The sequence below is a fragment of the Pseudomonas arsenicoxydans genome (assembly GCF_006438915.1).
Classification (GTDB): Bacteria; Pseudomonadota; Gammaproteobacteria; order Pseudomonadales; family Pseudomonadaceae; genus Aquipseudomonas; species Aquipseudomonas arsenicoxydans_A.
This window is the reverse complement of record NZ_RCZE01000014.1, coordinates 92,244-117,108: the sequence shown is the minus strand read 5'-3', so window position 1 is coordinate 117,108 and position 24,865 is coordinate 92,244. Positions and strand designations below refer to the sequence as shown.

Annotated in this window: 18 protein-coding genes and 1 pseudogene; 9 read left to right on the top strand and 10 right to left on the bottom strand. The window is 58.8% G+C overall.

The annotated features are described in order from the left end of the window. Window positions 1–41 precede the first annotated feature (41 nt). Entirely contained in the window at window positions 42–608 is a 567-nt protein-coding gene (locus tag EAH78_RS26105; RefSeq protein WP_140670371.1) for a VOC family protein, read from the top strand. 227 nt (window positions 609–835) lie between these two features. On the opposite strand, the pseudogene EAH78_RS26100 reads toward EAH78_RS26105, so the two are convergent. The 3 genes and pseudogenes from EAH78_RS26100 to EAH78_RS26090 all read right to left on the bottom strand — a co-directional run bounded on the left by EAH78_RS26100 (window position 836) and on the right by EAH78_RS26090 (window position 3,046). Continuing rightward, a pseudogene (locus EAH78_RS26100) lies at window positions 836–1,456 on the bottom strand (tyrosine-type recombinase/integrase). Window positions 1,457–1,610: 154 nt separating this feature from the next. Beyond that, on the bottom strand, window positions 1,611–1,904 hold the full coding sequence (locus EAH78_RS26095; RefSeq protein WP_140670369.1) for a hypothetical protein: 294 nt from the start codon (window positions 1,902–1,904) through the stop codon (window positions 1,611–1,613). Between the two features lie 704 nt (window positions 1,905–2,608). Next, complete coding sequence (locus EAH78_RS26090; RefSeq protein ID WP_205017976.1) at window positions 2,609–3,046, bottom strand: GNAT family N-acetyltransferase; 438 nt, start codon at window positions 3,044–3,046, stop codon at window positions 2,609–2,611. A gap of 380 nt (window positions 3,047–3,426) precedes the next feature. Between EAH78_RS26090 and EAH78_RS26085 the strand changes: the two genes are divergently transcribed. From EAH78_RS26085 to EAH78_RS26060, 6 genes are all read left to right on the top strand, one after another. Then, window positions 3,427–3,975: a PAAR domain-containing protein gene (locus EAH78_RS26085; protein ID WP_240051945.1), complete on the top strand. Its 549-nt coding sequence runs from the start codon at window positions 3,427–3,429 to the stop codon at window positions 3,973–3,975. 10 nt (window positions 3,976–3,985) lie between these two features. Then, window positions 3,986–4,768, top strand: a complete 783-nt coding sequence (locus EAH78_RS26080; protein WP_140670365.1) for a hypothetical protein — start codon at window positions 3,986–3,988, stop codon at window positions 4,766–4,768. Then, window positions 4,753–5,109: a DUF7079 family protein gene (locus EAH78_RS26075; RefSeq protein ID WP_140670363.1), complete on the top strand. Its 357-nt coding sequence runs from the start codon at window positions 4,753–4,755 to the stop codon at window positions 5,107–5,109. The genes EAH78_RS26080 and EAH78_RS26075 overlap by 16 nt, the downstream gene beginning before the upstream one ends. Window positions 5,110–5,308: 199 nt before the next feature. After that, window positions 5,309–5,653, top strand: coding sequence for a hypothetical protein (locus EAH78_RS26070; protein WP_240051943.1), 345 nt, complete (start codon window positions 5,309–5,311; stop codon window positions 5,651–5,653). A gap of 183 nt (window positions 5,654–5,836) precedes the next feature. Further along, window positions 5,837–7,195 (top strand): MATE family efflux transporter, encoded by a 1,359-nt coding sequence (locus tag EAH78_RS26065; protein WP_140670361.1) that lies wholly within the window; start codon window positions 5,837–5,839, stop codon window positions 7,193–7,195. A gap of 94 nt (window positions 7,196–7,289) precedes the next feature. Beyond that, window positions 7,290–7,985: a phosphoribosyltransferase gene (locus EAH78_RS26060; protein ID WP_140670359.1), complete on the top strand. Its 696-nt coding sequence runs from the start codon at window positions 7,290–7,292 to the stop codon at window positions 7,983–7,985. Here EAH78_RS26060 and EAH78_RS26055 read toward each other — a convergent pair. From EAH78_RS26055 to EAH78_RS26045, 3 genes are read right to left on the bottom strand one after another with little or no spacing between them, the layout of a single operon-like run. Further along, window positions 7,958–9,301: a TolC family outer membrane protein gene (locus EAH78_RS26055; protein ID WP_240051942.1), complete on the bottom strand. Its 1,344-nt coding sequence runs from the start codon at window positions 9,299–9,301 to the stop codon at window positions 7,958–7,960. The two genes, EAH78_RS26060 and EAH78_RS26055, sit on opposite strands and share 28 nt — an antisense overlap. 1 nt (window position 9,302) lies before the next feature. Continuing rightward, window positions 9,303–10,649, bottom strand: a complete 1,347-nt coding sequence (locus EAH78_RS26050) for an HlyD family type I secretion periplasmic adaptor subunit (RefSeq protein WP_140670357.1) — start codon at window positions 10,647–10,649, stop codon at window positions 9,303–9,305. Further along, entirely contained in the window at window positions 10,650–12,386 is a 1,737-nt protein-coding gene (locus EAH78_RS26045; RefSeq protein WP_140670355.1) for a type I secretion system permease/ATPase, read from the bottom strand. Between the two features lie 315 nt (window positions 12,387–12,701). On the opposite strand from EAH78_RS26045, the gene EAH78_RS26040 reads away from it, so the two are divergent. Then, window positions 12,702–13,391: a response regulator gene (locus EAH78_RS26040; RefSeq protein ID WP_140670353.1), complete on the top strand. Its 690-nt coding sequence runs from the start codon at window positions 12,702–12,704 to the stop codon at window positions 13,389–13,391. Here EAH78_RS26040 and EAH78_RS26035 read toward each other — a convergent pair whose 3' ends face one another. Continuing rightward, window positions 13,392–14,882 carry a sensor histidine kinase gene (locus tag EAH78_RS26035; RefSeq protein ID WP_140670351.1) on the bottom strand — a complete coding sequence of 497 codons (1,491 nt, stop codon included), beginning with the start codon at window positions 14,880–14,882 and terminating at the stop codon, window positions 13,392–13,394. A 73-nt stretch (window positions 14,883–14,955) separates the two neighbouring features. Here EAH78_RS26035 and EAH78_RS26030 point away from each other — a divergent pair, with 73 nt between their 5' ends. Next, on the top strand, window positions 14,956–20,907 hold the full coding sequence (locus EAH78_RS26030) for a peroxidase family protein (RefSeq protein ID WP_140670349.1): 5,952 nt from the start codon (window positions 14,956–14,958) through the stop codon (window positions 20,905–20,907). 71 nt (window positions 20,908–20,978) lie between these two features. Here the strand turns inward: EAH78_RS26030 and EAH78_RS26025 are convergent, their stop codons facing one another. From EAH78_RS26025 to EAH78_RS26015, 3 genes are read right to left on the bottom strand one after another with little or no spacing between them, the layout of a single operon-like run. Next, the gene (locus EAH78_RS26025) at window positions 20,979–21,680 is read right to left on the bottom strand and encodes a VIT1/CCC1 transporter family protein (RefSeq protein WP_140670347.1); all 702 of its coding nucleotides are present in this window, start codon (window positions 21,678–21,680) and stop codon (window positions 20,979–20,981) included. A gap of 31 nt (window positions 21,681–21,711) precedes the next feature. Next, the gene (locus tag EAH78_RS26020) at window positions 21,712–22,689 is read right to left on the bottom strand and encodes an FAD:protein FMN transferase (protein WP_240051941.1); all 978 of its coding nucleotides are present in this window, start codon (window positions 22,687–22,689) and stop codon (window positions 21,712–21,714) included. Beyond that, window positions 22,673–24,853, bottom strand: coding sequence for a PepSY domain-containing protein (locus tag EAH78_RS26015; protein WP_140670345.1), 2,181 nt, complete (start codon window positions 24,851–24,853; stop codon window positions 22,673–22,675). The genes EAH78_RS26020 and EAH78_RS26015 overlap by 17 nt, the downstream gene beginning before the upstream one ends. Window positions 24,854–24,865: the final 12 nt, after the last annotated feature.

The following is a 24,865-nucleotide window of genomic DNA, read 5'->3' as shown; positions in this document are numbered from 1 at the left end:
CTGCCACGGTCGCCCGCCAACCATCTCAAGAGGAACAGGTTATGAACCGATTGCACTGGGCACTGCTGGCCGCCAGCGTCACCCTCACTGCCGCCACGCAGGCTGCGACCACCACCCCGCAGAGCCAACCCGCTATGAACTCAGCTGCACCGCTGCAGGTTTCAGTCATCGATCACGTCGGCATCAATGTGCCGGATATCGACGCCGCCACACGCTTTTTCGCCGAGCTGATGGGCGCCCGGGTGATCTCGGATATCAGTCCCGGCAAGATCCCGGATCAGTGGAAAAGCCAATTCCGCTGGCATGGCTCCAGCGAGCTGCAACGCTTTGTGATGCTGCAAATGGACGGCGGCGCGAAGCTGGAGTTGTTTCAATACCGGGGTGCCGGGATCAATCAGGCCCAACCCCATGGCGACGACGCCGGCGCCAGCCATGTGGCCCTGCGTACCGCCGATATCAACGGCAGCCTGGCTACCCTCAAACGCCTGAATGTGACCATTCTCAACGAGCCCATCACCAACCCGGACGGCGTGCGCTGGTTCTATTTTCAGGCACCGTGGGGTACGCAGATTGAGTTGGTGTCGCTGCCAGAGAGCGTTGGCGGCTAACCCCCGCCGGGTAGCCGTTTCCGATTAACAGCCCGACTAGCACGATAAATGCCGGCCCCCGGCAATAGCCCTCGAGCCGAGGTCATATGCGCTGATGGCGAAGGACCGTTAATGCCAGAGGCTACAACCAGAAAGGCCACCTAAGCCGTAGACGTCTTTCGGGCGTTACGGAGTGACCGTTTCTGGCCGGTTAGCGACGGTCTGACTTCGACCGTTGCTATGCATGGTCAGACCTCAGTCTGTTCCGCCATCTCCAGGGCGTCATCGACCTCAATCCCCAGGTATCGAACAGTGCTCTCCAGCTTCGTATGGCCGAGCAGCAACTGAACCGCCCGCAGGTTCTTCGTCCTGCGATAGATCAGTGATGCCTTCGTACGTCTCATTGTGTGTGTGCCATACATGGCTGGATCAAGGCTCACGGCTTTCACCCAGCCTTTGACGATACGAGCGTATTGACGAGTAGATAGATGGTCTGAAGTATGCAGCCGGCTAGGAAAAAGGTAGTCCTCGCTGCGTAGCTGGGCCCGATGTATCCAGGCCCCGAGAGCAGATCGTGTTTGCTCAGTGATCTCAAACTGCACAGGCCGCTGCGTTTTCTGCTGCATCACCATGGCTCGTGATGATAAGTGCTCGCCATGAGCAACATCGCGCACGCGGAGCTTGGTTAAGTCGCAGGCTCAAAGCTTGCTGTCGATGGCCAGATCGAAGAGAGCCAGATCTCGGGTTCTTTCCGCAATTTGAAGCCTTACTCGGATGGCCCAAATATCTCTCAGTCGGAGTGGGGTTTTCTGCCCGACCAGTTTTCCTTTGTTCCAGGGCTGACGTCTGCAGGTAGCGATGATGTTCATGACAAGTCCTCCACGTGTGGAAGGACAAGGATGGCTAATCGGAGCGACGGTCGCTAACCGACCCAAAGCTGCCGATCAGCACAGGCAGTAAATAGCCACAATCAGACATCCGTGACGGGTAGCATTCAGCTCGAAGTAGCCTCCCGCACGGTAGTTACGTCAGCTTTTCAATCAAAATCGAGGTGGCTGTGATCGTTATATCTCCAAAATCACCTTCAAGGGATAGAACATTATCAACGATGTTTATCCCTTCAAGCTCTCCGAGTTCACTGGTGTTTTGAACGTTAAGAGCGCCAAGCCTGATAGTTAGCTCAGTGCCATCCGCGTTCCATGCCATCAGCTTATTTCTGGACCCGTCATCCAGTCTGACAACCATCTCGAAATAGCGATGGGCTTGGTCCACTGTGATCGATAAGACACTGCTTTCTTCAAGTGCGTGTACATCCATGATGAAGCTTCTTTTGTTCAAATCCGCATCCTACTACAGGCCGCTATAGGCGAATGCATGCGTCTGAAATGGAGGTCCGCTTTTGGCCGTTAGCTGTGCTCGACCTATAGCCTTTACAGACGTTTAGTCACCTGTCTTGCCTGAGCAAGCCACGGAACCTCTTGGAACACTCCGCTAGCGGTCAGCATTGCGCCGAGCTCATAAATTAGTTGCCTATTGCGAGTGGGATTATCGGAAAAATGGTCGGCTTCTCCGAAAGCGCTCCAAGAGTCGCTGTCAATTCGGACAGTACCAAACTTACTTTCTAGATGGGAGTGGGATGCCCATATGCCATGCTCAGTGGTGTTTACTGAGAATCCAAATGGTGTCAATACCAGGCGGAGCGCCTCCTGAAACCCAATGTCCGATGGCTGTGGATAGAACTCAATTAGCAGTTTGTTGCTGCCTAGCCTTCTCTAATCGCGAAAGGGTACATGACCGTCCTCTTCAAGTATTTCGAGCTCTTTGCATCGTCCGTGAAAATTTAACGAGGTACAAGACATCGCTGAGGTTACGAAGCCATCGACAACATGTCTAGAAACAGGAGTCGGCAGCGCCTCTGCCAATACACGTCCGCTACGACCCATAGCGGACTCTGACCAGCATTTGGTTAAGGGGGGCTTTAGCCCGTCCCATTGAGCGAAGTGAACGATTTGAACCAGTTGTTATGCATGTTTTACTAGCCGTTTCTTTAAATGATACAGGTTAGTCCCGATTGGGCGATCCTCAAGAACACCATAAATCTCATATCCATGCCGTTCATAGAACTTTTTAGCATCAACGGTTTTTAAGAATGCAACTACTGCCCCATTGTTGGCACCAATCGCTTCTGCTTTTTCCAAAAGCATAGATCCTACTTTTTTACCGCGATGAGATTCCTTAACCCAAAAGGTGTCAATTTCTAAGCCATCCCAGTAACAATTACAGCTTATTGCACCGATGTAGTCGCCTACTTCATCGTGTGCAACCACCATAAATATTTTATCTTCCGATTCTGGTGGTAGATTTGGATATTGAATTCGAAGATATTCTGAAAACCTATTATCCAGAACTCCTTTATCCTTTTCTGTCGGAGAACCCAATACATCAATCTTGATTTCCACTTTATTGCTCCTTACATTCAACTTTTAGATGCCGAACGGCTTTTGGCATAACATCCCATGTTCATGCGTAATCCCTTGAGCAATCAAAAAATCGACGTTGTAAACGCGACATCAAGAAGGGGGAAAGCGACATATTCCTTTGCACATTACTGACGTATTAGCTGCGTGTCCATGGTCTGCTTTTGGCCGATTGCTGCCCTTGACCTTTGCAATCAAATGAAGCTTTTTCTTCACGCCATAGTGAATTCTTGGTTCAAGCACTGATCAATTCATGCAGGCGCTGAGCGCTGATCATTACAGGCGCCCATCTCCACGAGATTTCTAATGGGCGATCTGTTCTGGTAGGTTACGACGCTCACAAGGATTTTTGACAGGAGGTCATAGTGGCTAAGCCAGCAGCGCGGAAAAGTGATCCATACAGCTGCCCTCTGCCGGGGCACGGTACCAACCCTATAGCATCAGGATCTCCTGACGTATTCTTCGACGGCCTTCCCGCAGCGCGTCAGGGCGACACCTGCACTTGCGGTAGTGCGCTCTCTTCAGGGCTGTCTGCGACCGTGTTCATTAACGGCAAGAATGCAGCGACCATCGATACCGGAGGCACCCACGGCGGTATCGTGATTGGTGGTTCGGGTACGGTAATAATTGGCGATACCCATACACCCTGCGAGTTTGTTCCTCCCACTCCGTTAACGGGTTTCGCGAGCTGGATCGGCTTCAGAATTCCTGCTGACGAAAGCTATGAGGGCTTATCGTGCACCGCGCATTTTGAGGATGGGTCATCACTGCCAAGTGTATTCAATAGAGACAACGCCGTTAAGTTTTCGAATCCGTCCGGTAAGACCTGCGTGATGCTCAAGTTTGAAGAGGAAGCATCCGCAGGGGCCTCCTCTCTCACTGAGAGCCTATTGAACACAATTTTAGGATAAGGACCATCCTATGACAGAGCCGTACATTGTCACCGGCAGCTATGTCGTTCAGCGTGAGCACGCCTTGCAAGACTCTCCCCTCGACAGGGCGTTAGAGCTGATGGAGGGTTCTGCGCTGAGATTTTCACTGGATGCGATCTCTGATGAAAAAATCAGATCGAGCTATACCAAGAATATCAAACGCATGTCTCAGCAAGTCCGAGATGACGTGAAAGCGGGAAAGATTACGGCACAAGAAGGGGTGACGTTCAGTCATGAGATGCGAAACAAAATCATGATGGAGCATCGCAAATTCACTTCAGCACAGGGGTTGGCGATCGTTCAGAGGAAGAAAAAAGAGGGAAAGGGACTCAAAACACTTTTGGATATTTATTCTGAAAACCTGTTTCAGAAGGGTTACGACAGCCTTTCAGAAGTAGAAAAGAACAAGGTTCACTACGCCATCCTGGAATCTTCGGGCCGTGATAATGCGAAATTCACGACCGGCACCAAAAAAATGCTGATCATGGGCAAGCTTGGTGTTCTCGTGACGGCGGCTCTAGCAACCTATCAAATATTGAATGCTGACAACAAACCCAAAGAAGCAGCTCGCCAAGGCATCATCGTCGGTGCTGGTGCGGTCGGCGGTATTCTTGCGGGGATGGGCGTTAGCGCATTGTGCGGCCCAGGCGCCCCCATTTGTGCATTAGCAGTTGTCTTGGCAGGGACAATCGCCGGTGGTGTCGCAGGCGAAGCGGTGGCGAGCTCACTGGACGAAGAGTTAGAGGAGCTCACACATTGGGACATCTTCTGACTGAACCACAACTGACAAAAGTCAGAGCCGCTCTTTCCGAGCCATTCAATGATTTCCCCGTCGATTTTGACTATGTGGCGAATAAGGTGAGAGGCGTCGACCCTGAAATACTTTACGCAATCCTCTATTCAGAGGTCGCGCCGGTGTGCTTCACCAATCTCGTGGCAGTTGTGCCTCCGGTATGGACGGGGTTCGACCCCGACATACTCAGAGAGTCGATAGAAGAAAGGCTGGCAGCTAGAGAGCGCAACTGGTTTCGTCGGCAGTTCGATAAAGTTCTGGTTCGCTGGCTGCAATACAACTACGCCTACATCTGGAAGGAAATCGCCAGTAGGCTTTGAACCGGAACGAAAAATGGACTAGGGATTCGATGAACATTAGGAAAAACCTCTGACCATTTCTGGCTGTTTTCTGCTCATATTGATTGGCAGTTTTTGGTTGTGGATCAACCGGTCGCTCAACTGCTTCATCTTCGCTTAAGGACTAGCCGAGTGATATACCGCGGTTAGGTCCAATGCATGATAAAAAACAGGCAGTCTCATGATGCGATTCTCAATTTATAGCGGATTGGTTTTGGTGGGCTACTCGGCGCTCGATTACGGAGATCCCCCGATGGGCGTTGCTTTCGGCCAATTCGAACCTGCCGCTGGGTACGCAGCTATCCAGAACCAGTGTTCCACGAACCATCAACACCAGACCGTTCTGGATCTTTCTGTTCGGACCGAAGCGGGTCTGGTCATTCCATGTGCAGGATTAGCCATCCTGGATTACTCCGAAGAGCTCCCGCCGCCGTGCATCGAAGTGAATGTTTTCGGCATTCCACATCCTCTCTATGGCGGGCTGTTTCCTCAGCAGGTCACCCTGTATGAGCGTCAATTCAGCTAATCGGAGTGTCTTGCCGATGTCCGCTCTGGGTTGTGGATTCCTAACCTTCGCAACGGGCAGCAATCGGCTGGATTGCCGCCAGTTATTACTCGAGTGCTCCATATTTTCCAAATAGAAGCGGTCTCCGAACAATGCCCAGGCGTAGAATCCTCAAACCGCGCCCACACCCGAGACGGACCCTCAATGCAAACCCCCACCCACCCCATACCCCTCTGGAAAACCTACCTGCTTTTCCTCGCCCCGATGGTCCTGTCGAACTTCCTCCAGTCCATGTCCGGCACGGTCAACAGCATCTACATCGGCCAAATGCTCGGCACCCAAGCCCTGGCCGCCGTGTCCGGCATGTTCCCCATCGTCTTTTTCTTCATCGCCCTGGTCATCGGCCTCGGCGCGGGGGCGGGTGTTCTCATCGGCCAGGCGTGGGGCGCGCGTGAGCCGCATCTGGTGAAAACCATCGCCGGCACCACCTTGCTGCTAGGCGCCATGATCGGCCTGACCGCCGCCGTCCTTGGCAGTGTGTTCGCACGGCCGGCCTTGCAGGGTTTGGGCACGCCGGCTGATGTACTGGACGACGCCGTGGCCTACGCCCACGTGATGATGTGGATCATGCCGTCGCTGCTGGTCTACGTGCTCTTCACCCAGCTCCTGCGCGGGGTCAGCGATACGGTGTCGCCGCTGATTGCGTTGGTGGTGTCGACGTGTATCGGGTTGGCGCTGACGCCGGCGTTGATCCGTGGCTGGTTTGGGTTGCCGATGATGGGGATTCAGAGCGCGGCGTATGCCGGGTTGGCGGGTAATTTGTCGGCGATGGGGTGGCTGGCGTGGCGGTTGATTCGCAAGGGCCATCCGCTGGCGCCGGATCGGGAGATGTTTGCGGCGATGAAGCTGGACCGGGAGATTCTCGGCAAGGTGTTGCGCATCGGCCTGCCGACCGGGTTGCAGATGGTGGTGTTGTCGGTGTCGGAACTGGTGATTCTGGCGCTGGTGAACCAGCACGGTTCGCAGGCGACGGCGGCGTATGGGGCGGTGACGCAGATCGTCAATTACGTGCAGTTTCCGGCGCTGTCGATTGCGATCACCGCGTCGATCCTCGGGGCTCAGGCGATTGGCGCCGGGCGCCTTGAGCGCATGGGGCCGATTTTGCGCACGGGGTTGCTGATCAACGTGTGCCTGACCGGTGGGTTGGTGGTGTTGGGTTACCTGTTGTCGCACTGGTTGTTGGGGCTGTTCCTCACCGATGACTCGACGCGCGCAATGGCCGAGCACTTGTTGCACATCATGCTCTGGAGTCTGTTGGTGTTTGGCTTCCAGGCGATCGTCGGCGGCATCATGCGTGCCAGCGGCACGGTGTTGGTGCCGATGGCGGTGTCGATTTTCTGCGTGGTGCTGGTGCAATTGCCGGTGGCGTATGTGCTGGACGGGCACTTTGGTTTGCAAGGCGTGTGGATGGCGTTTCCGGTGGCGTATCTGGGGATGCTGGCGTTGCAGACGGCGTATTACCGGTTTGTCTGGCGGCATCAGCGGATCGAGCGATTGGTGTAAGCCAAGAGGCTTGCTGTCGGCCACGCTCAGGCCGACAATTCCTCGGGACTGCGTGATGAAACCGGCAGGCGTGATCGCCTGAGGAGGTTTTCTAATGAGTCCCTCATCGCACATGATTTTGCAGGACCGACCGGCGGCGGGGCGGCGTCTGGTGGCGCCGTTGCAAGCGTACGCTCAACGCCCGGACGTGATCGTTCTCGCCTTGCCCCGAGGCGGCGTGCCGGTGGCGTATGAAGTGGCCACGGCGCTGGATGTTCGCCTCGACCTGATGCTGGTGCGCAAGCTCGGCGTGCCGTCGCACGAAGAGTTCGCCATGGGCGCGATTGCCAGCGGCGGTATCCAGATTCTCAATCAACAGGCGTTGCGGGCGCACCCGATTGATAAGGCGGCGTTCGACGCGGTGGTGGTGCGGGAGACGCGGGAGTTGCTGCGGCGCGAGCAGGTTTACCGGGGAACGCGTGCGCCGGTGCAGCTCAAGGATCAGGTGGTGATTCTGATCGACGATGGTCTGGCGACGGGCGCTTCAATGATGGCGGCCATTCACGCAGTGCGGGTGCACGGGCCGTCCAGGATCGTGGTCGCGGTGCCGGTGGGGCCACCCGAAACGGTCGAGGCGTTGCGCGGTGAAGTCGATGAACTGGTGTGCCCGATCATGCCTGAGTGGCTGATGTCGATCGGGCATTGGTACATGGATTTTTCCCAGACGTCGGATGCCGAGGTCATGCAGTTGTTGCAGCGGGCCTGGGCAAAAAAAACTTCCTCTCAAAACGACAACTTCGGCCCCAGGTAAGCATTGGCACTGGCGATGTCGTCATCCCCTAACGCACCCACATTTGCCGCCAATCGCAGCTTGGCCAACAGGTAACGCAGTTTGGCTTCGAACAGGTCGCGGCGGGCGGTGTAAACCTGTTCCTGGGCGTTGAGAATGTCGACGTTGGTGCTGCTGCCAGCGAGGAAGCCTTTTTTCGATGAGTCCACTGAGCGCTCGCTGGACTTCACCGCTTTTTCCAGTGCGTGGATACGCGCTTCGCCGCTTTGAACGCCCCGAAACTCGCGGGTGGTCCCCGAGATGATTTCTTCCCGGGTGGCATTGAGGTCATCTTCGGCCTGATCCCGGGTGGCAACGCTCTGCCGCGCCCGGGCGCTGACATAGCCGCCGCTGTACAACGGAATGTTCAACTCCAGGCCGGCAGAAGAGTAGCGGTTGCGCTGGTTCTGGGTGGACAGGGTTTCGCTGTCGGCAGCGGTATACCCCAGCACCAGATCAAGGGTCGGCCAGTGACCGGCCTTGGCCTTGGCGACTTCCTCGTCGGCGGTGTTGACGTTCAAGCGTCGTGCACGGATCGAAGGGCTGTCGGTACCCGCACGGATGATCCATTCCTGCAGGTTGTCCGGTTGCAGCGGCGGCGTCGGGAAGGTGTCTTGCAGCGTGGCGATTTCATCGGGTGTCTGGCCCAGGTATTCCTGCAACAGACGACGGGCCACGGTCACGCTGTCCTCGGCCTCGATCAACTCGGCCTGGGCCAGGTCGCGGCGGGACACTGCTTCGTCGACGTCAGTGATGGTGCCGTCGCCCAGCTCCCTGCGTCGCTGAGTCGAGGCCACTTGTTCATTGAAAGAATTGAGCTTGGCCGTCGCCAGCGCCACGGTTTCGTGGGCCAGCAACACATCAAAATAGCGCCCGGCCAGCTTCACGGCCGCATCCTGCGCCTTGCCGTCGAACACGGCCACACCGTAGTCGGCCTGATATTCGCCTTGGCGATATTCGGCCATTTTCTGTTTATTGAAGAGTGGTTGGCGCAGCTGCAGGGTCGCGCCCCGCGAGTTGTAGTTCAGGTCATTGGTTTGGCTGTTGCCGAAAAAATTCGGTTGCTTTTGCGTGCCGTTGATGTGGTTGTCGAAGCCAGTGATGCCGATTTTCGGCAGCACTCCGGATTGACCGATGGCGCGGTTCTCCAGCGCAGCATCGCGTTCGTGACCGGCGGAAAGGTAGGTCGGGCCCTGAAACTGCATCAAGTTCCAGGACTCGCGCAGGTCCAGCGCCGCCACCGACTGTGCCACGCACAGCGACGCGGCAAAACTCAGAAAACGTCGTCCGCGGTTCACGTCACTGCTCCTTGAACGCGCTGTTGACACGGTCCAGCAGTGGTTTCAACAGGTAACTCATCATGTTGCGTTCCCCCGTCTTGATGGTGACGGAGGCGGGCATGCCCGCGCGTATATGGTTGCTGCCCAGCATGGCCATGCCGGCGGGTGTCACTTCGATCTGCGCCAGGTAATAGGGCTGTTTGTTGTCGTCGCTGACCAGGCGGTCGGCGGAAATGGTCAACACCTGGCCCGGAATGTTCGGGGTCTGAACGTGATTGAACGCAGGGAACGAAATGGTCACCGGCAGACCCGGCGTCATCCGGTCGATGGCTTGCACCGGTACCATCGCGTCGATCTGCAACGGTTCGTGGGCCGGCACGATTTCCATGATCTTGAATCCGGGTGCAATCACGCCGCCGATGGTCGACACGTTCAGGCCCTGGACCACGCCGTCGATGGGCGAGCGGATCACCGTGTGCCGGACTTGATAATCCAGCGCCTGCAAACGATCGGTGAGGGCACTGTTTTCTTTCTGCACGTCGGCCAGCAGCGACTGCACTTCCTTGCGGTAGTCGTACTCGCGCTGAAGGATGCGCAGCTTGATGTCGGCGACCTGGCCCCGCGCCTTGGCAATGTTGTTCAGGTTGTCGGCCTGGGAGGCAATGAGATCAGAACCGCTGCGTTCCAGTTCGAGCATCCGGTTGCGGGGCACATAGCCTTCGGCAGCGAGTTGGCGGACCCCGACCAGCTCCTGATTGAGAAACCCTAGCTGCGCCGAACGGGCACCGTAGATGTGCTGCAAACCCTTGATCTGCGCTTCGGCGGAGTTGAGTGACTCGCGCAGGATGCCAATTTCGCCCTCAAGGCTGGTGCGACGCGTGGCGAACAGATGACGTTGCAGGTTGATGGCGTCGTTCAGATGATCGTTGCCGGCGTAACGCTGCAACATGGCGGGGTCGAACACCACGTCGGCTGCGCCATCGCGCTCGGCCTCAAGGCGGTTTTCCATGGTTTTGGTGGCGATGTACTGCGCGTTCACCACCCCTTGTTCCGAGAGTGCCTGGGTGGCGTCGAGCCGAACCAGTTCCTGGTCCTTGCTGACGCTGTCACCTTCGCGCACCAGAATCGCTTCGACACTGCCGCCCGTGATGTGCTGGATGGTTTTGCGGTTGTTGGTGACCTTGACCGTGGCGGTGGCGACGATGCCGGCGTCCAGCGGTGCCAGCCAGGACCAGAGCAGAAATCCACCAAAGCCGAGGATCACCAGCAAAACGCCCCAACGTGCCGGACGGTGGTCGTCGACATCGATACTGGCCGCCGCGCGCACCAAATCCTGGCCACGCGGATCGAGACTCAAGGCGCCCATTTATTCTCTCCCGCGAACGGCTGACAGGGTCGGAGCGCCCACCGTCGGCAGCACGCTGGTTTGACGCAATGCCGCAAACACTTCGTCCCGTGGACCGAACAATTGCGTGCTGCCTTCGCGCAGCATCAGGACTTTGTCGACGGTGCCGAGGATGCTCGGGCGGTGGCTGATCAGCACCGTGGTGCAGCCTCGGGATTTGAGGTCTTCCAGCACTTCGATCAGGGCTTTTTCCCCGGCGTCGTCAAGGTTGGCGTTCGGTTCATCGAGCACGATGATCGACGGCTCGCCGTACAGCGCGCGGGCCAGGCCGATGCGCTGGCGTTGCCCTCCCGACAGCGGGTTGCCGTCTACATCCAGGGTCGTGTCATAACCGTGGGTAAACCGCAGGATCATGTCGTGTACACCGGCCCGTTTGGCCGCGACGATCACCGCGTCACTGTCCACCTCACCGAAACGGGCGATGTTGTCGGCGATGCTGCCTTCGAACAATTCCACGTCCTGGGGCAGGTAGCCGACCCAGGGGCCGAGCTCTTCCTTGTTCCACAGGTAGACGTCCACGCCGTCGAGCCGTACTTTGCCGCTTTGCGCCGGCCAGATGCCCACCAGCAGCCGGGCCAACGTGGATTTGCCCGACGCGGACGGGCCGATGATGCCCAGCGATTCCCCCGGCGACAGGTTGAAGTGCGGCCCGCGAATGATCGATTGGCTCATGCCCGGCGCCCCGGCGTGCAAGTGCTCCACCGAGAGCATGCCCAGTGGCCGTTGCAGTTTCATCGCATCGGCCCGGGGCGGAAACTCTTGCAGCAGTTGCTTGAGCCGCGACCAGGCGCGACGGCTGGTGAGCAATTGCTTCCAGGCGCCGATCAGTTGTTCTACGGGCGCCAGCGCGCGCCCGCTGAGGATCGAGCAAGCGATCATCATGCCGGGGGTGATCGAGCCTTCGATGGCCAGCAGGGCGCCGGTACCGAGGATCAACGATTGCAGGGTGATACGCACGAACCGCCCCAACCCACTGATGTAAGCCGCACGGTCGGAGGCCAGGGTCTGCATTTCGAGAATCCGCAGGTGGCTGCCGAACCAGCGCTGGGTGATGGCCGGTAACATGCCCATGGCTTCGATGACTTCGGCGTTGCGTAGATTGTTGTTGGCGAAAGTGCCCGAGATTTGTGACGCCTGGTTCGCCTCGCCCAACGGCTTTTTGGTGGCGATCTCGGTGAGCCAGGTCAGGGACACCAGGATCAGCGATCCGCACAGGGTGACGATTCCGAGCAAGGGGTGGATCAGGTAGGCGACGAACAGATAAATAGGCGTCCATGGCGCATCGAAGAACGCGAACAATCCATTGCCGGTCAGAAACTGCCGGACCTGCGCCAGGTCTTGCAGAGCCTGGGCCGGGTTGCCGCCAGCCCGCTGCAAGTTGCGCTCGAACGCGGCGGTAAAGACACGACGGTTCAGGGCCATGTCCAGGCGGTTGCCGACCCGGATCAGCACGCGGGTACGCACCACTTCCAGCATGGCCAGCAAGGTGTATAAACCGATCATCAGCAGGGTCAGCATCAGCAGCGTGGTGAGGTTGCTGCTGACCAGCGCCCGGTCATACACCTGCAGCATATAGATGGCCGGCGCCAGCATTAGCACGTTGATGACGCCACTGAACCCGGCCAGCGAATAAAACGTATGGCGCAACTGAAAAAACACCTCGGCAAACTCGGATCGCTGCTGGCTTTTCTTGTCCATCGGAGGGTCCCCGTGCCGTGGATTTATGTACCTCAGCGTAGGGGAACGACTGTTGGTCGGATGGAGGGCTGATCCGGGTTTTCGGCCTAAAAGTTTTTTTGACGTTTTTGACAGCGTTCAAAAACAATGGGTTGGGAGCTGATTTTTCAGAGGCTTATGACGAAGATTGCTTATTGACGGTCAAATTTCGTGCGACCTAAGTCTAATTTTCGGCCTCAAAGTGCCCGGCACTTCCGACCGGTGCCCAGCGCCCGTTCGGGTTACCTGCTATTAATCAATGGGTATTCGAATACTTGGCCCTTTCAGGAGTTTTTCATGAACCCGTTCATCCGGATTGGCATCGTCGACGATCATCCGTTGTTGCGTGAAGGTGTTGCCAATACGTTGAGGAAGAGGGCGGATTTGCAAGTCGTGGAGCAGGGTGGCAGCGCGGATGAAGCCCGGGGCATCGCGATACGAATGAGGCCGGACGTGATGCTGATGGACGTCAATATGCCGGGCGACGTGTTCGGCTCGGTGCGGTTCATTTCCACGCAGTTGCCGGATGTGAAGGTGTTGATGCTGACAGTGTCCGAGTCAGAGGATGATGCTTATTCGGCGCTCGAGGCGGGAGCACGCGGTTATGTATTGAAAGGGATTAGCGGGCCTGACCTGGTGCTGGCGATCCGGTCCATCGCCCGGGGCGAAACGTACATCACCCCCGAATTTGCCAACAAGCTGCTGAGCAATTTCAAAAAACATGAGGCGGAAGTTCGCAAGATCGACCTCACCCATCGGGAGGAGCAGATTATTCGCGAAGTCTCAAAGGGCCTGACGAATAAGGAAGTGGCCTCCAAACTGTTGATCAGCGAAAAAACCGTCAAGTACTACATGACCTGCGTGATGCAAAAACTGCATGCCCGCAATCGTGTGGAAGCGGTCACCGCCTTGAGGCGCTATTGGGAACGCGAAAGCATTGGCCGACTTCATGTGACGTCGCCGCTGGACGCCCGAGGTGGCTCCTGACTACAACTTGAATTGTGCGGTGACTGACGTGCCATTGCCGGTTGTTGAATCAATGTGGAACACACCGCCCAGCGACTCCACCCGATAACGCAACCCCGCCAGCCCCAATCGCGTCCTGCCGTGAATGTCGGCCACCAGGGCATCGGCGCTCATGCCCGGGCCATTATCGTTGACCGTGATGAGCAACGTCCCGTTAACAAGGTTACCGCTCAGAACCTGACCTTTGCCTGCGGCATGGCGGTACGCGTTGTTCAGGGTTTCCTGCACAAAGCGATAGATGCACAGCTTGAGCGGCAACGACACCTCATCGGGCAATTGCCCCAGTTTCAATTTGACCTTGGTGCCGGTGCGCTGCTCATGTCGTTGCGCCACGAGCTGCAACTCCTCCAGCAGGGTCAGATCGTTGATTTCCGGAAGGGCCAGCCCCCGGGAAAGATCCCGTACCTCCCTCAATGCATCGGTCGCCGCCCCCCGGATGGTTTCCATCGACTCCTGATCGACCTCCGTGCAGTGTTCGGCAAGGTCGTCGAGGCGGATGAGAATCAGGGTCAACAGCTGCGCAGGGCCGTCGTGCAGGTCGGCCCCGATGCGCCGCAGGGTCAGTTCGTTTATTCGTGAAAACTCCTGAGTCGCGTTGGTCATCTTGCGTTGCAACGCGGCATTGCTGATGTGCAACCGGGTTTGCTCCAGCAGTCGCAAGCGCAACGCCACTTGTTGACGCTGGATGATCTTGTCACCGCGCCGGACAATAAAGAACAGCAGCGTCAGCATCGCCAGGGTCGCGGCACCGACCACCATCCATACTTGCTGGCGGACGCGATTGATTTCCTCCTCCAGACTGGCCGCCATTTCATAGAACTCGCCCACCGCGATGATTTTCCCGGTATTGAACTCCCGCAGCGGTGCATAAATTTCATAGAGCGGTACGTTCAGCTTTCGCTCGAACTCATTCTCTTCCTGGTCCAGGTCCTCAAGGTCGGTGACCACGTTGCCCTTGATTGCACCGGCGATTTCATCCATCGGGAATTTGCGATTGGTGATGGATTTGTCGGTGCTGTAAACCACCGTGCCGTCTGCTCGCCAGATCTTGATCGAGACAATGTGCCGTTTCAGCGAACGGCTCTCCATGAGGCGGTCGAGGGATTCAATGCTCAACGCCGACAGTCCGTTATCGCGGCTCATCTCCTGAACGTAGGGTTCCAGGAACGCTTCCATATAGTGAGCGCCGGCCTCCGCTGCGCTTTGCACGGCGGCGCGTTCTATGCGCGCACTGACCAGTTTGCCGACGAAAAACATTGTCAGTCCCAGGATCAGCGCAGCGGCGATCACAAATTGTGTAGAGCGACTCAGGTTGCGTGCGCGGGTCTTGAACCTGACGCGCCAGTTTGCCTTGTGGCCACGCTCGCTGGCCGAGAGAGGCTCGACCAAAGTCTCAGTCTGGTCACTGACAAAAGTCTCGTTTTTTGATTCGACTTTTGCATCTTTTGCCATCGGTCCGGTTCCCTGATCATCGTGATAAGTCGGTTGGAAAACCCTGCAACTCAACGGATATCTGGAGATTGCCATGTATGAGCTAAAGCGCTTCACCCTCAATCAAAACGATATTTCGTTTCTTGAGCAGCAGGTTTCGTTTCCAACCATCCATGTCGTGGGTTATAACGCCGCCGGTGAACCGCTTTACGGTTACAGCGGCTCTGACGGCAATGTCCATGTGCTCGGGATTCTCGGCAGTTTCAACCCGCTGGATGTTCCGGTCGGTGAAACCAGCTGGTACAACGGCGCACGGGACCCTATCGGTTTACGCGACGTCTCTGGCCACTTCAATAACCTGACCCAGGACGGACAGAGTTGGGGCAGTTTCGGGCAGAACTTCATCCGCCTGACCCACTCGGACTACACGCACTACGTTCACCAGAACATGAGCAACGCCGCGTTGACGGGCGCCGGTGTTCCCGTCGGTGCCACGCCCATGACTGACAGTAGTTCACTGTATAGCGATCCGACAGCCTCGCTGGTGGACTACACACCACGGATGATCAGCCAGACCATCGTCAGTGGCGGGGTGACCTTTGCCACCGATGCCAATGGGCATATTCAGCACACCGCCACGGGCGTGGCGATCGTCACGAATCCGGGCATTCTCGGCACCATCGGCGAAGTCGACACCACTTCGCCTGACTCCGGCCAGTACTACATTCGCAACCAGAACACCGTCAGCGGAGACCCGTCGACCACCGGCTGGTTCACCTTGTTCGGGCAGTTCTTCGACCACGGCCTGGACTTCATCAACAAGCCCAATCAAAACGCGACGATCACCATTCCTTTAGCCCCGGATGATCCGCTGTATGGCTCGATTGGCCCGGACGGACAACCGGTTTACTCGATCAAGGTGCACCGCGCCTCGGTCAGCGAAGTGGATGGTCAAGGTCAGGCGCAATACGTCAACCTCGACTCGCCGTACATCGATCAGAACCAGACTTATGGCTCCAACGATGCCGTGACTCAATTGCTGCGTGAGTGGGTGGCGGACCCTAATCACCCTGGCCAATTCATTGCCGGGGCGGCGTTGTTTGACGGCACGACCCTGAGTGACGAAGCCGCCTGGACCCTCAACGGTGTGCTGACTCACCAGACCCTGCCGACCTTGAGTGAGCTGCGTGCCCACGTGCTGGCCACCGGTCGTGACGACCTGACGTGGGACGACGTCGCCAACTTCCGCGTCCGCGATGCCCATGGTCATGTGCTGGACGCCGACCCGACCACGGCGGGCGTGCAAGCGGTGTACACCCGCGAAGCGATCCTGCTGGACATGAACCCGCACTTCGACGATGTGCATATCGATCAAGCGAAACTGATGTCGCTGGATGCGCACATCACCAGCATTACTTTCGACGCGAACAACCCGTTCGGGATGGTCATCAACTATGACAACTCGGGGCCGAAGAACCTGTTCAGCTTCGTCAACTTTTCCGACTTCTCCATCAGCGCGGCGCCCGGCAGTGCCGACTTTGCGGTGGCCAACGAATTGCTCCTGCAATCGGTGGGCGACCACTACATTGCCGGTGATGGTCGGGTGAACGAAAACTTCGGCCTGACCGCCATTCACCACGTCTTCCACGAAGACCACAACGTGCAGCTGATCAACCTGCAGAACGAGGTGCTGGCGCAGACCGACGCCACTGTGCGCCACAACTGGCAGGTACAGATCAGCAACGGCAGCGGCGGTTTTTACAGCGATGCCAATGGCAACTTCACCTTGGCTGATGGCGTCACCGTGTCCTGGGATCAGGACAAGCTGTTCTACGCCGCGAAGCTGACCGTGGAAATGGAATATCAGCACGTCGCGATCGACCAATACGCGCGGCTGATTACCCCGGACTTGCCAGAGTTCGTGACTTACGACTCGGGCATCAATACCAACATCTCGCTGGAATATGGCCAGGCGGCGTTCCGTTTCGGTCACTCGCAATTGCGTGAAACCATCGATGCTCTGGAAAAAAATGCCAGTGGCGGCTACGACCTGACCGGCGCGATCACCCACTATGCGCTTGAGCAGGCTTTCCTCAACCCTGGCGGTTTCGCCGAAGTGGGACCGACCGCCATCGCGTTGGGCATGACCCGGCAGATCAGCAACGAAATCGACGAATTTGTCACCCCGGCGTTGCAACAAGGCTTGCTCGGACAGCCACTGGACCTAGCGACCATCAACCTGGCCCGTGGTCGCGACCTCGGTCTGCCCACCTTGAACCAGGCGCGTCAGCAGATCCATGATGCGCTGATTGCCGAGCGTGCCTCGCCGGCTGGCGCGCAGCACCACACCAACCTGATCGTCGATGGCCTGACGCCTTATACGAGCTGGAGTGACTTCGCCAACAACATGATTCACCCCGAATCCCTGGTGAACTTCATCGCCGCGTATTCCTTCGACGGTGATAAAGCCCATGCTCAGGCGATCATCGATGCCGATGTCTCGGGCCTCACCGTCAACTATGCCGGCGGCAGTGTCACGGCCGAACAGGCGGCGTTGTTCCTCTCAGGTGCAGCCGACGCCAACGGCAATCACGTGGCAGGTTATGACGGCTACAACGCGATTGACCTGTGGATCGGTGGCCTGGCGGAAAAACACGTCTACACCGGGCAACTGGGTACCACGTTCAACGCCATCTTCGAGGACCAGATGGAACGGTTGATGGACGGTGACCGTTTCTATTACCTGTTCCGCCTCGACCTCGGCTTGCCGGCGATGACCAACCTCAATGAGCAGGTGGTCACCGAACAGTTCAAGGACATCATTGAACGCACCACCGACGCCCGGCACCTGGCCGGTGATGTCTTTGGCTATGCCGACAGCTACGTCGAATTGAGCTACACCGATTCCGGCGCCAGTGCCACGGCGTACAAGAGCGAGCACAAGTACGGCACGCTGATCGCGGCCAACCATGTCGGTGTCTACTCAACCGGTGGTGCGGGCGGGATTGGCGGCAATGGCTTGCTGGTCAGCCTGACCAATCCGGAAACGCATACCGCGCAAACCTATATCCGGGACTACCGTCCGGACCAGGGCGAGAACCCCGATGGCACCGCGGCCGTGGGTTACAACTCCCACGAAGTGTTGGTCGGCACCGACTACAACGACTGGCTCGATGCCGGGGATGGTGACGATACGATCTACGGTGAAGGCGGCGACGACATCCTGGATGGCAAGGCCGGTGCCGACCACATCTACGGTGGCGACGGCAACGACGTGATCTATGGCGGTGATATCGAAGACTTCCTCGATGGTGGGGAAGGGGATGACACCATCTATGCCGGGACCAGCGCCGGTGCCCTCGATGTGGTGATTGGCGGTAACGGCAATGACCATCTCTATGGCGAAGCCGGGATCGACGAGCTGTACGGTGGTGCCGGCAATGACTACATCGATGCCGGTGGCGACACCGACCTGGTGCATGGCGGTGACGGTAATGATGAGATCTACGGCGGCGACGGCCCGGACATCCTGTTCGGTGAGGACGGCGACGACATCATTTCCGGCGGCTCCACCGGCGACCAGGAGTTTGGCGGTGCCGGCGACGACATTCTGTTGCCGGGCCTGGGTGGCGCGCCGGGTCAGGGTGACGGTGACGAAGCCATTGGCGATGTGGGCTTCGACATCGCGGCCTTCAGCGATGTGAACATTGCGCTGGACGCGGCAGCAGACCTCAACAATCAGAACATCGTGGCGGCACCGGGCACTTCAGTGTTGTTTCAGCCGTTCAACGCCTTGCTGACGGACATCGAAGGGTTGATCGGTTCACGCTTCAGCGACGCCCGTGCCAACACCGTCACACCGGCCAATCCGCTGGCGGGCCTGATCGGGAATGCCACGGAGAACTGGCTGATTGGCGGCAGTGGTGACGATGTCTCCCAAGGCAATGGCGGCAATGACGTGATCGTTGGTGATTCGATCAAACTCGCTGATCTGAATCACCTGCTGGCCAGTCAAGGGTTTGCCGAGCACTTCACCGGCTTGCAATCGACCCGACCCGACTTCGTCCTGGGCGATAACCACCAGGCCGCCGGCACCGCCGACGGCGCGGCGGACACGGCCATCTACTCGGGCAACTATGCCAATTACAGCATCACCAAGTTCACCGATACCCGGCCGGGCGGCGAGCTGATCACGGCGTTCAAAGTGGTGGACCTGCGGGTGGGCGCGGCTAACGTCGATGGCACCGATATTGTCATCGGCGTTGAAAAACTGCGCTTCGCCGACCGCACGATCAACCTGAGCATCACCAATCACCTGCCGACTGGCAATGTGGTGCTGTCGGGTTATGCCACCGCACCGACCACGCCAAGTCGTCCGGTGCCGGCCCAATACCGGCTGACTGCCAACACCTCGGCCATCCAGGATGCGGACGGCTTGCCTGGGCCAAGCGGGTTCTCCTATCAGTGGCAGGCACTAGTGGGGGCGACCTGGTTGAGTATCGCCGGGGCGAATGCGTCGACCTTTGCGCCCACTAATGCGCAGTACGGCCAGCAGCTGCGGGTCATCACCACGTACACCGACAACAACGGCACGGTGGAACAACTGACGTCCGACCCTTCGGAAGCGGTAGGGCGCTTCATCGAAGGCACTAACTCATTCTTCTTTGGTGATACGCTCAATGGCACCAACTATCAGGACATCCTGTTGGGCTACTCGGGCAATGATGTCCTCAACGGCGGGCTGGGTTCCGACTTGCTGGACGGCGGCGCCGGCAACGACACGATGCGCGGCAATGCCGGCAACGACATCTACATGGTCGATGCCAATGGCGATGTGGTTCAGGAGAATCTGAACGAAGGCACCGACACCGTCATGTCCTCGGTCAACTACACCCTGGGTGCCAACGTCGAGAACCTGACCCTGCTGGGCTCGAACAACATCAACGGCACCGGTAACGCGCTGGACAACGTGATCCATGGCAACAGCGGTAACAACCAACTCAGCGGGCTGGCCGGCAACGACACGGTCTTTGGTGAGGCCGGCAACGACACGATGTTGGCTTCGCTGAACGACGGCAACGACCACTATGACGGTGGCACGGGCACCGACACCTACGATTTGTCGGCCACCTCGGCGCCCGCCACGGTCGATTTGATCGCCGGCACGTCAACCAGCACCCAGACCGGCAACGACTCCCTGACCGGCATCGAGAACGTCACCGGCAGTTCTGGCGACGATCACATTCAGGGCGACGGCGTCAGCAACCTGTTGCAAGGCCAAGGCGGCAATGACTGGATGGACGGCGGCAGCGGTGACGATACGCTGGTCGGCGGGCAAGGCCTGGACAGCTTGTTCGGTGGGCTCGGCAATGACACCTTCCGGGCGTCGGTCAACGATGGCAATGACAGCTACGACGGCGGTGGCGACACCGATACCTATGACTTGTCAGGGACCTCGGCCAACGCCACGGTCAACCTCTCCACCGGCCTGGCCAGCAGTTCACAAACCGGTAGCGACACCTTGACCGGTGTCGAGAATGTCATCGGCAGCACGGGTGCCAACACCCTGACCGGCGACAACGCCAATAACGCCCTGACCGGGCAGGGCGGTATCGACACCTTGAGTGGTGGCGGTGGCGCCGACACGCTGACCGGTTATGGCAACCGCGATACGTTGACCGGCGGTGCGGGGGCGGACATGTTTGTGTTCTCCTCGACCAACGACTCGGGTACCTCGACCGCAAGCCGAGACGTGATTACCGACTTTACCCAAGGCAGTGACCATATCGACTTGTCGCTGATCGATGCCCGGACCTCTGGCGCAGGTTCTGCGGGGAATCAGGACTTCACCTTCCTCGGCGAGTGGAACGGCGCCGGCACCGAGTTCAACAACCAGGCGCAATTGAAGTACCACTTCGTCAATGTCGGCGGGGTCGATCACACCTATGTGGAGGGCAATGTGAACAGCGGCAGTGGCGCCGATTTCCAAATTGATCTGGTCGGGCATGTGGCCCTGACTGCGAGTGATTTTGTCGGCGTGGTATAGGTAGGCAGCGTGCAAAGGGCGCCCGTTTTCATTAACGGGCGCCCTTTGTTTTTTGCAGGAAGGAACGTGAACTAGACCACGGCGCCAAACAAGTGCCCCACCAGTGCCGTAATGCCCATGGCCAGCGCCCCCCAGAATGTCACCCGCCAGGCTCCGGTCATGACATTGGCCCCGCCGGCCCGGGCGGCAATGGCGCCCAGCGTTCCGAGAAACACCAATGACATGCCCGATATCCAGGGCACCACGCTGTGCTCCGATGCGACAAACGTCACCGCCAGGGGCAGCGCGGCACCCACCACAAAGCTGGCAGCGGAGGCCAGGGCGGCTTGCAAGGGTTTGGCGGTCAGGGTGGCACTGATGCCCAATTCGTCCCGGGCGTGGGAGCCCAGTGCGTCATGGGCCATCAATTGATCGGCGACCTGATGCGCCAACTCGGGGGAGACGCCACGATGCATGTAAATGTTGGCGAGTTCGATGTGTTCGGCTTTCGGATCACTGGCTAACTCGGCCTGTTCGCGGGACAAGTCTGCTCGCTCGGTATCGGCCTGGGAGTGGACGGAGATGTATTCGCCTGCGGCCATGGACATGGCACCGGCCATCAGGCCTGCCATGCCAGTGACCAGCAACGTGGCGTGGCTGGCGTTGGCGGCCGCAACGCCGATCAGCAGGCTGGCGGTCGAGACAATCCCGTCGTTGGCCCCAAGGACGGCGGCGCGCAGCCAGCCGATACGATCACTGCGGTGGGACTCGGTGTGCCTGTGCATGAACTTCATGGTTGAGAGCGACTCACTGTCATTAAACGGTTCACATCGGACGGGTTTCAATCTGCGCCTGCAATTGACCGCCGACAATGGATATTTCCTTGAACTGTTGGCCGTCGCGCAGCACGAACAATGCGTCCATCCCGCGTTCCTGTGCCAGACGTGGCCCTTCGGTTTCGCCCAGCACCATCAGCGCCGTGGCCCAGGCATCGGCGAGCATGCACGAAGCCGCCACCACGGTGACGGCGGCGAGCGTGTTGCACAACGGCGCGCCGGTGGCCGGGTTCATGGTATGGGCATAGGACTGACCGGCGACGTCGACCCAGTGTCGATAGTCCCCGGAGGTCGCGATAGCGGCATCACCCAGTTCCATCACGCCCATGACTTCACGCACGCCCCGGTTGGGCTTTTCCAGGGCCACGGCCCAGCACTGGCCATCCGGCTTGACACCGCGGGCGCGCATCTCGCCATCGATGCCGACCAGGTAGCGGGTGATGCCCAATCCGTCCAGGCAACGGGCCAGTTCATCAACGCCAAACCCTTTGGCGATCCCATTCAAATCAAGCTGCAGTGGTGCGCGTTTGCGCACCTGATTGCGTTGCCCATCAACCACCAGCGCGGCGCTGGCTGACAATCGCGCGTGGGACGACGTCGTGGCGAGCGCCTGCTCTGTCACCGTCTGTTCTGCGGGGCCGAACCCCCAGGCGTCAACCAGATCACCGACCGCGATGTCGAAGGCACCGCCCGATTGCTGACTGACGCGCAGTGCTGCAGACAGCACCGTCGCCAGTTCCTCAGGCACCGAGACCCATTGTTGTTCCGGGGCGGCGTTGAGGCGATTGAGGTCCGAGTCGGGCTTCCAGGTGGACATTTGCTGATCCACCCGGGCCACGGCGCTGGCCAGGCTGTGGCTCACTGCGACGGTATCAATCCCGGCATCGGCATAGAACAGGGCGGTGTAGCGAGTGCCCATGGTCTCGCCGTTCAGGCTGTAGCGTTGCAACTCAGTAGACGTCTTCACGGTAGCGTCCTTGTGCCTTGAGGGTCAGCACGCTCAGGTTGAGCGGCGCCAACACTTCATCGAGGGCTTGCATCACGCCTTTGGCCATTTCGCGGCTGCCACACACCAGCACCTGGGCGCCTTTTTCAATCAGCCGGCGCAAGGCCAGGGCATCGCTGACCAGCCGGTCTTGCACGTAGCTGCGGTCCTGCACCTGAGAGAAGGCGGCACGCAATGCCGTGAGGCGGCGGTCCGACAAGTATTGATTGAGCTGCGGTTCATAAAGGAAATCCGAGGCCGGGTTGCGCCCGCCCCAATACAAGTGCATCGGGTGTCGGGCCGTGTTGTTGCGGATAAAACCGGCCAGGGGACCGATGCCGGTACCGGCACCGATCAGGATCACCGGGTGCGTGCCCGACGCCGGGCGAAATTGCGGGTTGGGCTGGATAAACGCTTCAATTGGCCCGCCGATGTCCAGGTCATGGAGAAATTCCGAGCACACGCCACCGTCGTGTTTGCGTACACAGATTTCCAACACACCGTCCTGCGAGCCGCTGGCCAGCGAGTAGAAACGCGGGATCGGACTGCCCGGGGGCAAAATCCCGACCAGGTCGCCGGCCAGAAAGTCCGGCAGCTTGCCAGGTGCATTGAAGCGCAAGACGTGGGTCGGCGCGTTCACCTGTTCGCCGTAGACAATTCGCTCTGTCAGCTCCAATGGATGGGTCTGTGGTCGCTGCGGGGTATGGACCAGTGTCAGGTCATGCTGGAGCACTTCACCCAACGCGTGGCCCCAGCGCGCAAACGCCTGAGAGGACTGACGGTTGACGGTTTCCAGCCCCAGCAGCGGCGAGCCACCGGCCTGCAACATCGCGTCCTGCACCTGATGGGCGTACTGACAGAACTGCGCAAACTGCCGATCTCCAAAGCCCAGCACGGCAAAGGGCAGGCCGGGCTTGAGGCCGGTTTTCGCCAGCTGCGCCAGGAACTGCGAAGCCGAGGCCGGCGCATCGCCGTCACCGTGGGTCGCGGTGAGGATAAACACCCGTTGGGCGTTGCTGTAGTGGTTGGCGTATTGATTCAGTGTCGCGCTATGCACCCGGTGTCCAGCCAGGTGCAAAGCGTCATGCAAGGTTTTTGCAAAGCCCCAGGTGCTGTTGTTTTCACTGCCCACCAGAATCACGCTGTCGGCAGAGTGGGCGGGGCTGTTGTGGCGCAGGGTCGGGCTCGCCTTGCGGCGGCGCCACCACAATACAATACCGGTCACGCTCATCAACGGTACGCAGAGGGCGCAGAGCCCTAGCGGCAAGCCCAGCCACCAGAGGCCTTCGCCGGTGTGCAGTTGATAGATCAATTCGTAGAGGGTGTGCATTGAGTCGTGGGCCTGATAGGACAGCAAAGCGCCGCTGGCCTGGTCCACGTAGCCGTCGCCCTGGGCCGTGCGCAGAGAAAATACATCCTGCGCATTATCGGGGCTGGGGTAGACCAGTTCGCGCAGGTCATTGAGGTCGGTGGCCTGCAAGGCTTGCAGATTCGTCACGGGCAACGCCGGACCGGTACTGACGTGGGCGGGGAAGGCGGGTTCACTCTGACTGCCGTCGGCGACAAAACCCAAGGTGGTGGCGGACATGTAGAGCCCGCTCAATGCCGACAGCAGCAGCCCCAGCAACGCCAGTCGCCCGACTTCAGCATGCCAGCGCTGGCTGAAGGTGCCCCGCAGTGGCCGCAGCAGGTTGCGCCAGCCACCCAGGCGCCGGGCCAGCAATAGCGCGCCGGACACCGACAGCATCAGCATGAACAGCGCGCCGACTCCCGACACGCCGTGGCCCGGCGTGCCAAGAAACATCGAGCGATGCAGCTCTTTCACCCAGCGTGAGAAGGCGGATGGCTCGTAGGGCGCAAGGCCTTGGCCGGTCAACGGGTCGACCTTTTCTGCGCCAGCCTGACCGTTATGGTTGTAGTAGACGATGACCGTGCCGGAGGCTGTGCGCTGGATCTGCTCCACGCCCGGAAAGTGGTTGGCAACGCGCCCGGCCAGCTGGCCGACGTTGAGTTGTCCGGCATGAGTGGACGTGCTGTGCAGGCGTTCCAACGCCGGGTCGACCGACAGGATCGCGCCGCTGATGGCCAACAACATGACCAACAGGGCAGCGATCAGGCCGGGCAGGGAATGGAACTGACGAAGCATGTTCAGCCTCCA

Excerpts from the sequence above, each read along its gene's own strand:
- EAH78_RS26015 (WP_140670345.1), bottom strand. The coding sequence starts at position 24,853 with ATGCTTCGTCAGTTCCATTCCCTGCCCGGCCTGATCGCTGCCCTGTTG.
- EAH78_RS26045 (WP_140670355.1), bottom strand. The coding sequence starts at position 12,386 with ATGGACAAGAAAAGCCAGCAGCGATCCGAGTTTGCCGAGGTGTTTTTT.
- EAH78_RS26095 (WP_140670369.1), bottom strand. The coding sequence starts at position 1,904 with ATGGATGTACACGCACTTGAAGAAAGCAGTGTCTTATCGATCACAGTG.
- EAH78_RS26065 (WP_140670361.1), top strand. The coding sequence starts at position 5,837 with ATGCAAACCCCCACCCACCCCATACCCCTCTGGAAAACCTACCTGCTT.
- EAH78_RS26035 (WP_140670351.1), bottom strand. The coding sequence starts at position 14,882 with ATGGCAAAAGATGCAAAAGTCGAATCAAAAAACGAGACTTTTGTCAGT.
- EAH78_RS26030 (WP_140670349.1), top strand. The coding sequence starts at position 14,956 with ATGTATGAGCTAAAGCGCTTCACCCTCAATCAAAACGATATTTCGTTT.
- EAH78_RS26080 (WP_140670365.1), top strand. The coding sequence starts at position 3,986 with ATGACAGAGCCGTACATTGTCACCGGCAGCTATGTCGTTCAGCGTGAG.
- EAH78_RS26025 (WP_140670347.1), bottom strand. The coding sequence starts at position 21,680 with ATGAAGTTCATGCACAGGCACACCGAGTCCCACCGCAGTGATCGTATC.
- EAH78_RS26070 (WP_240051943.1), top strand. The coding sequence starts at position 5,309 with ATGATGCGATTCTCAATTTATAGCGGATTGGTTTTGGTGGGCTACTCG.
- EAH78_RS26060 (WP_140670359.1), top strand. The coding sequence starts at position 7,290 with ATGAGTCCCTCATCGCACATGATTTTGCAGGACCGACCGGCGGCGGGG.
- EAH78_RS26040 (WP_140670353.1), top strand. The coding sequence starts at position 12,702 with ATGAACCCGTTCATCCGGATTGGCATCGTCGACGATCATCCGTTGTTG.
- EAH78_RS26050 (WP_140670357.1), bottom strand. The coding sequence starts at position 10,649 with ATGGGCGCCTTGAGTCTCGATCCGCGTGGCCAGGATTTGGTGCGCGCG.
- EAH78_RS26105 (WP_140670371.1), top strand. The coding sequence starts at position 42 with ATGAACCGATTGCACTGGGCACTGCTGGCCGCCAGCGTCACCCTCACT.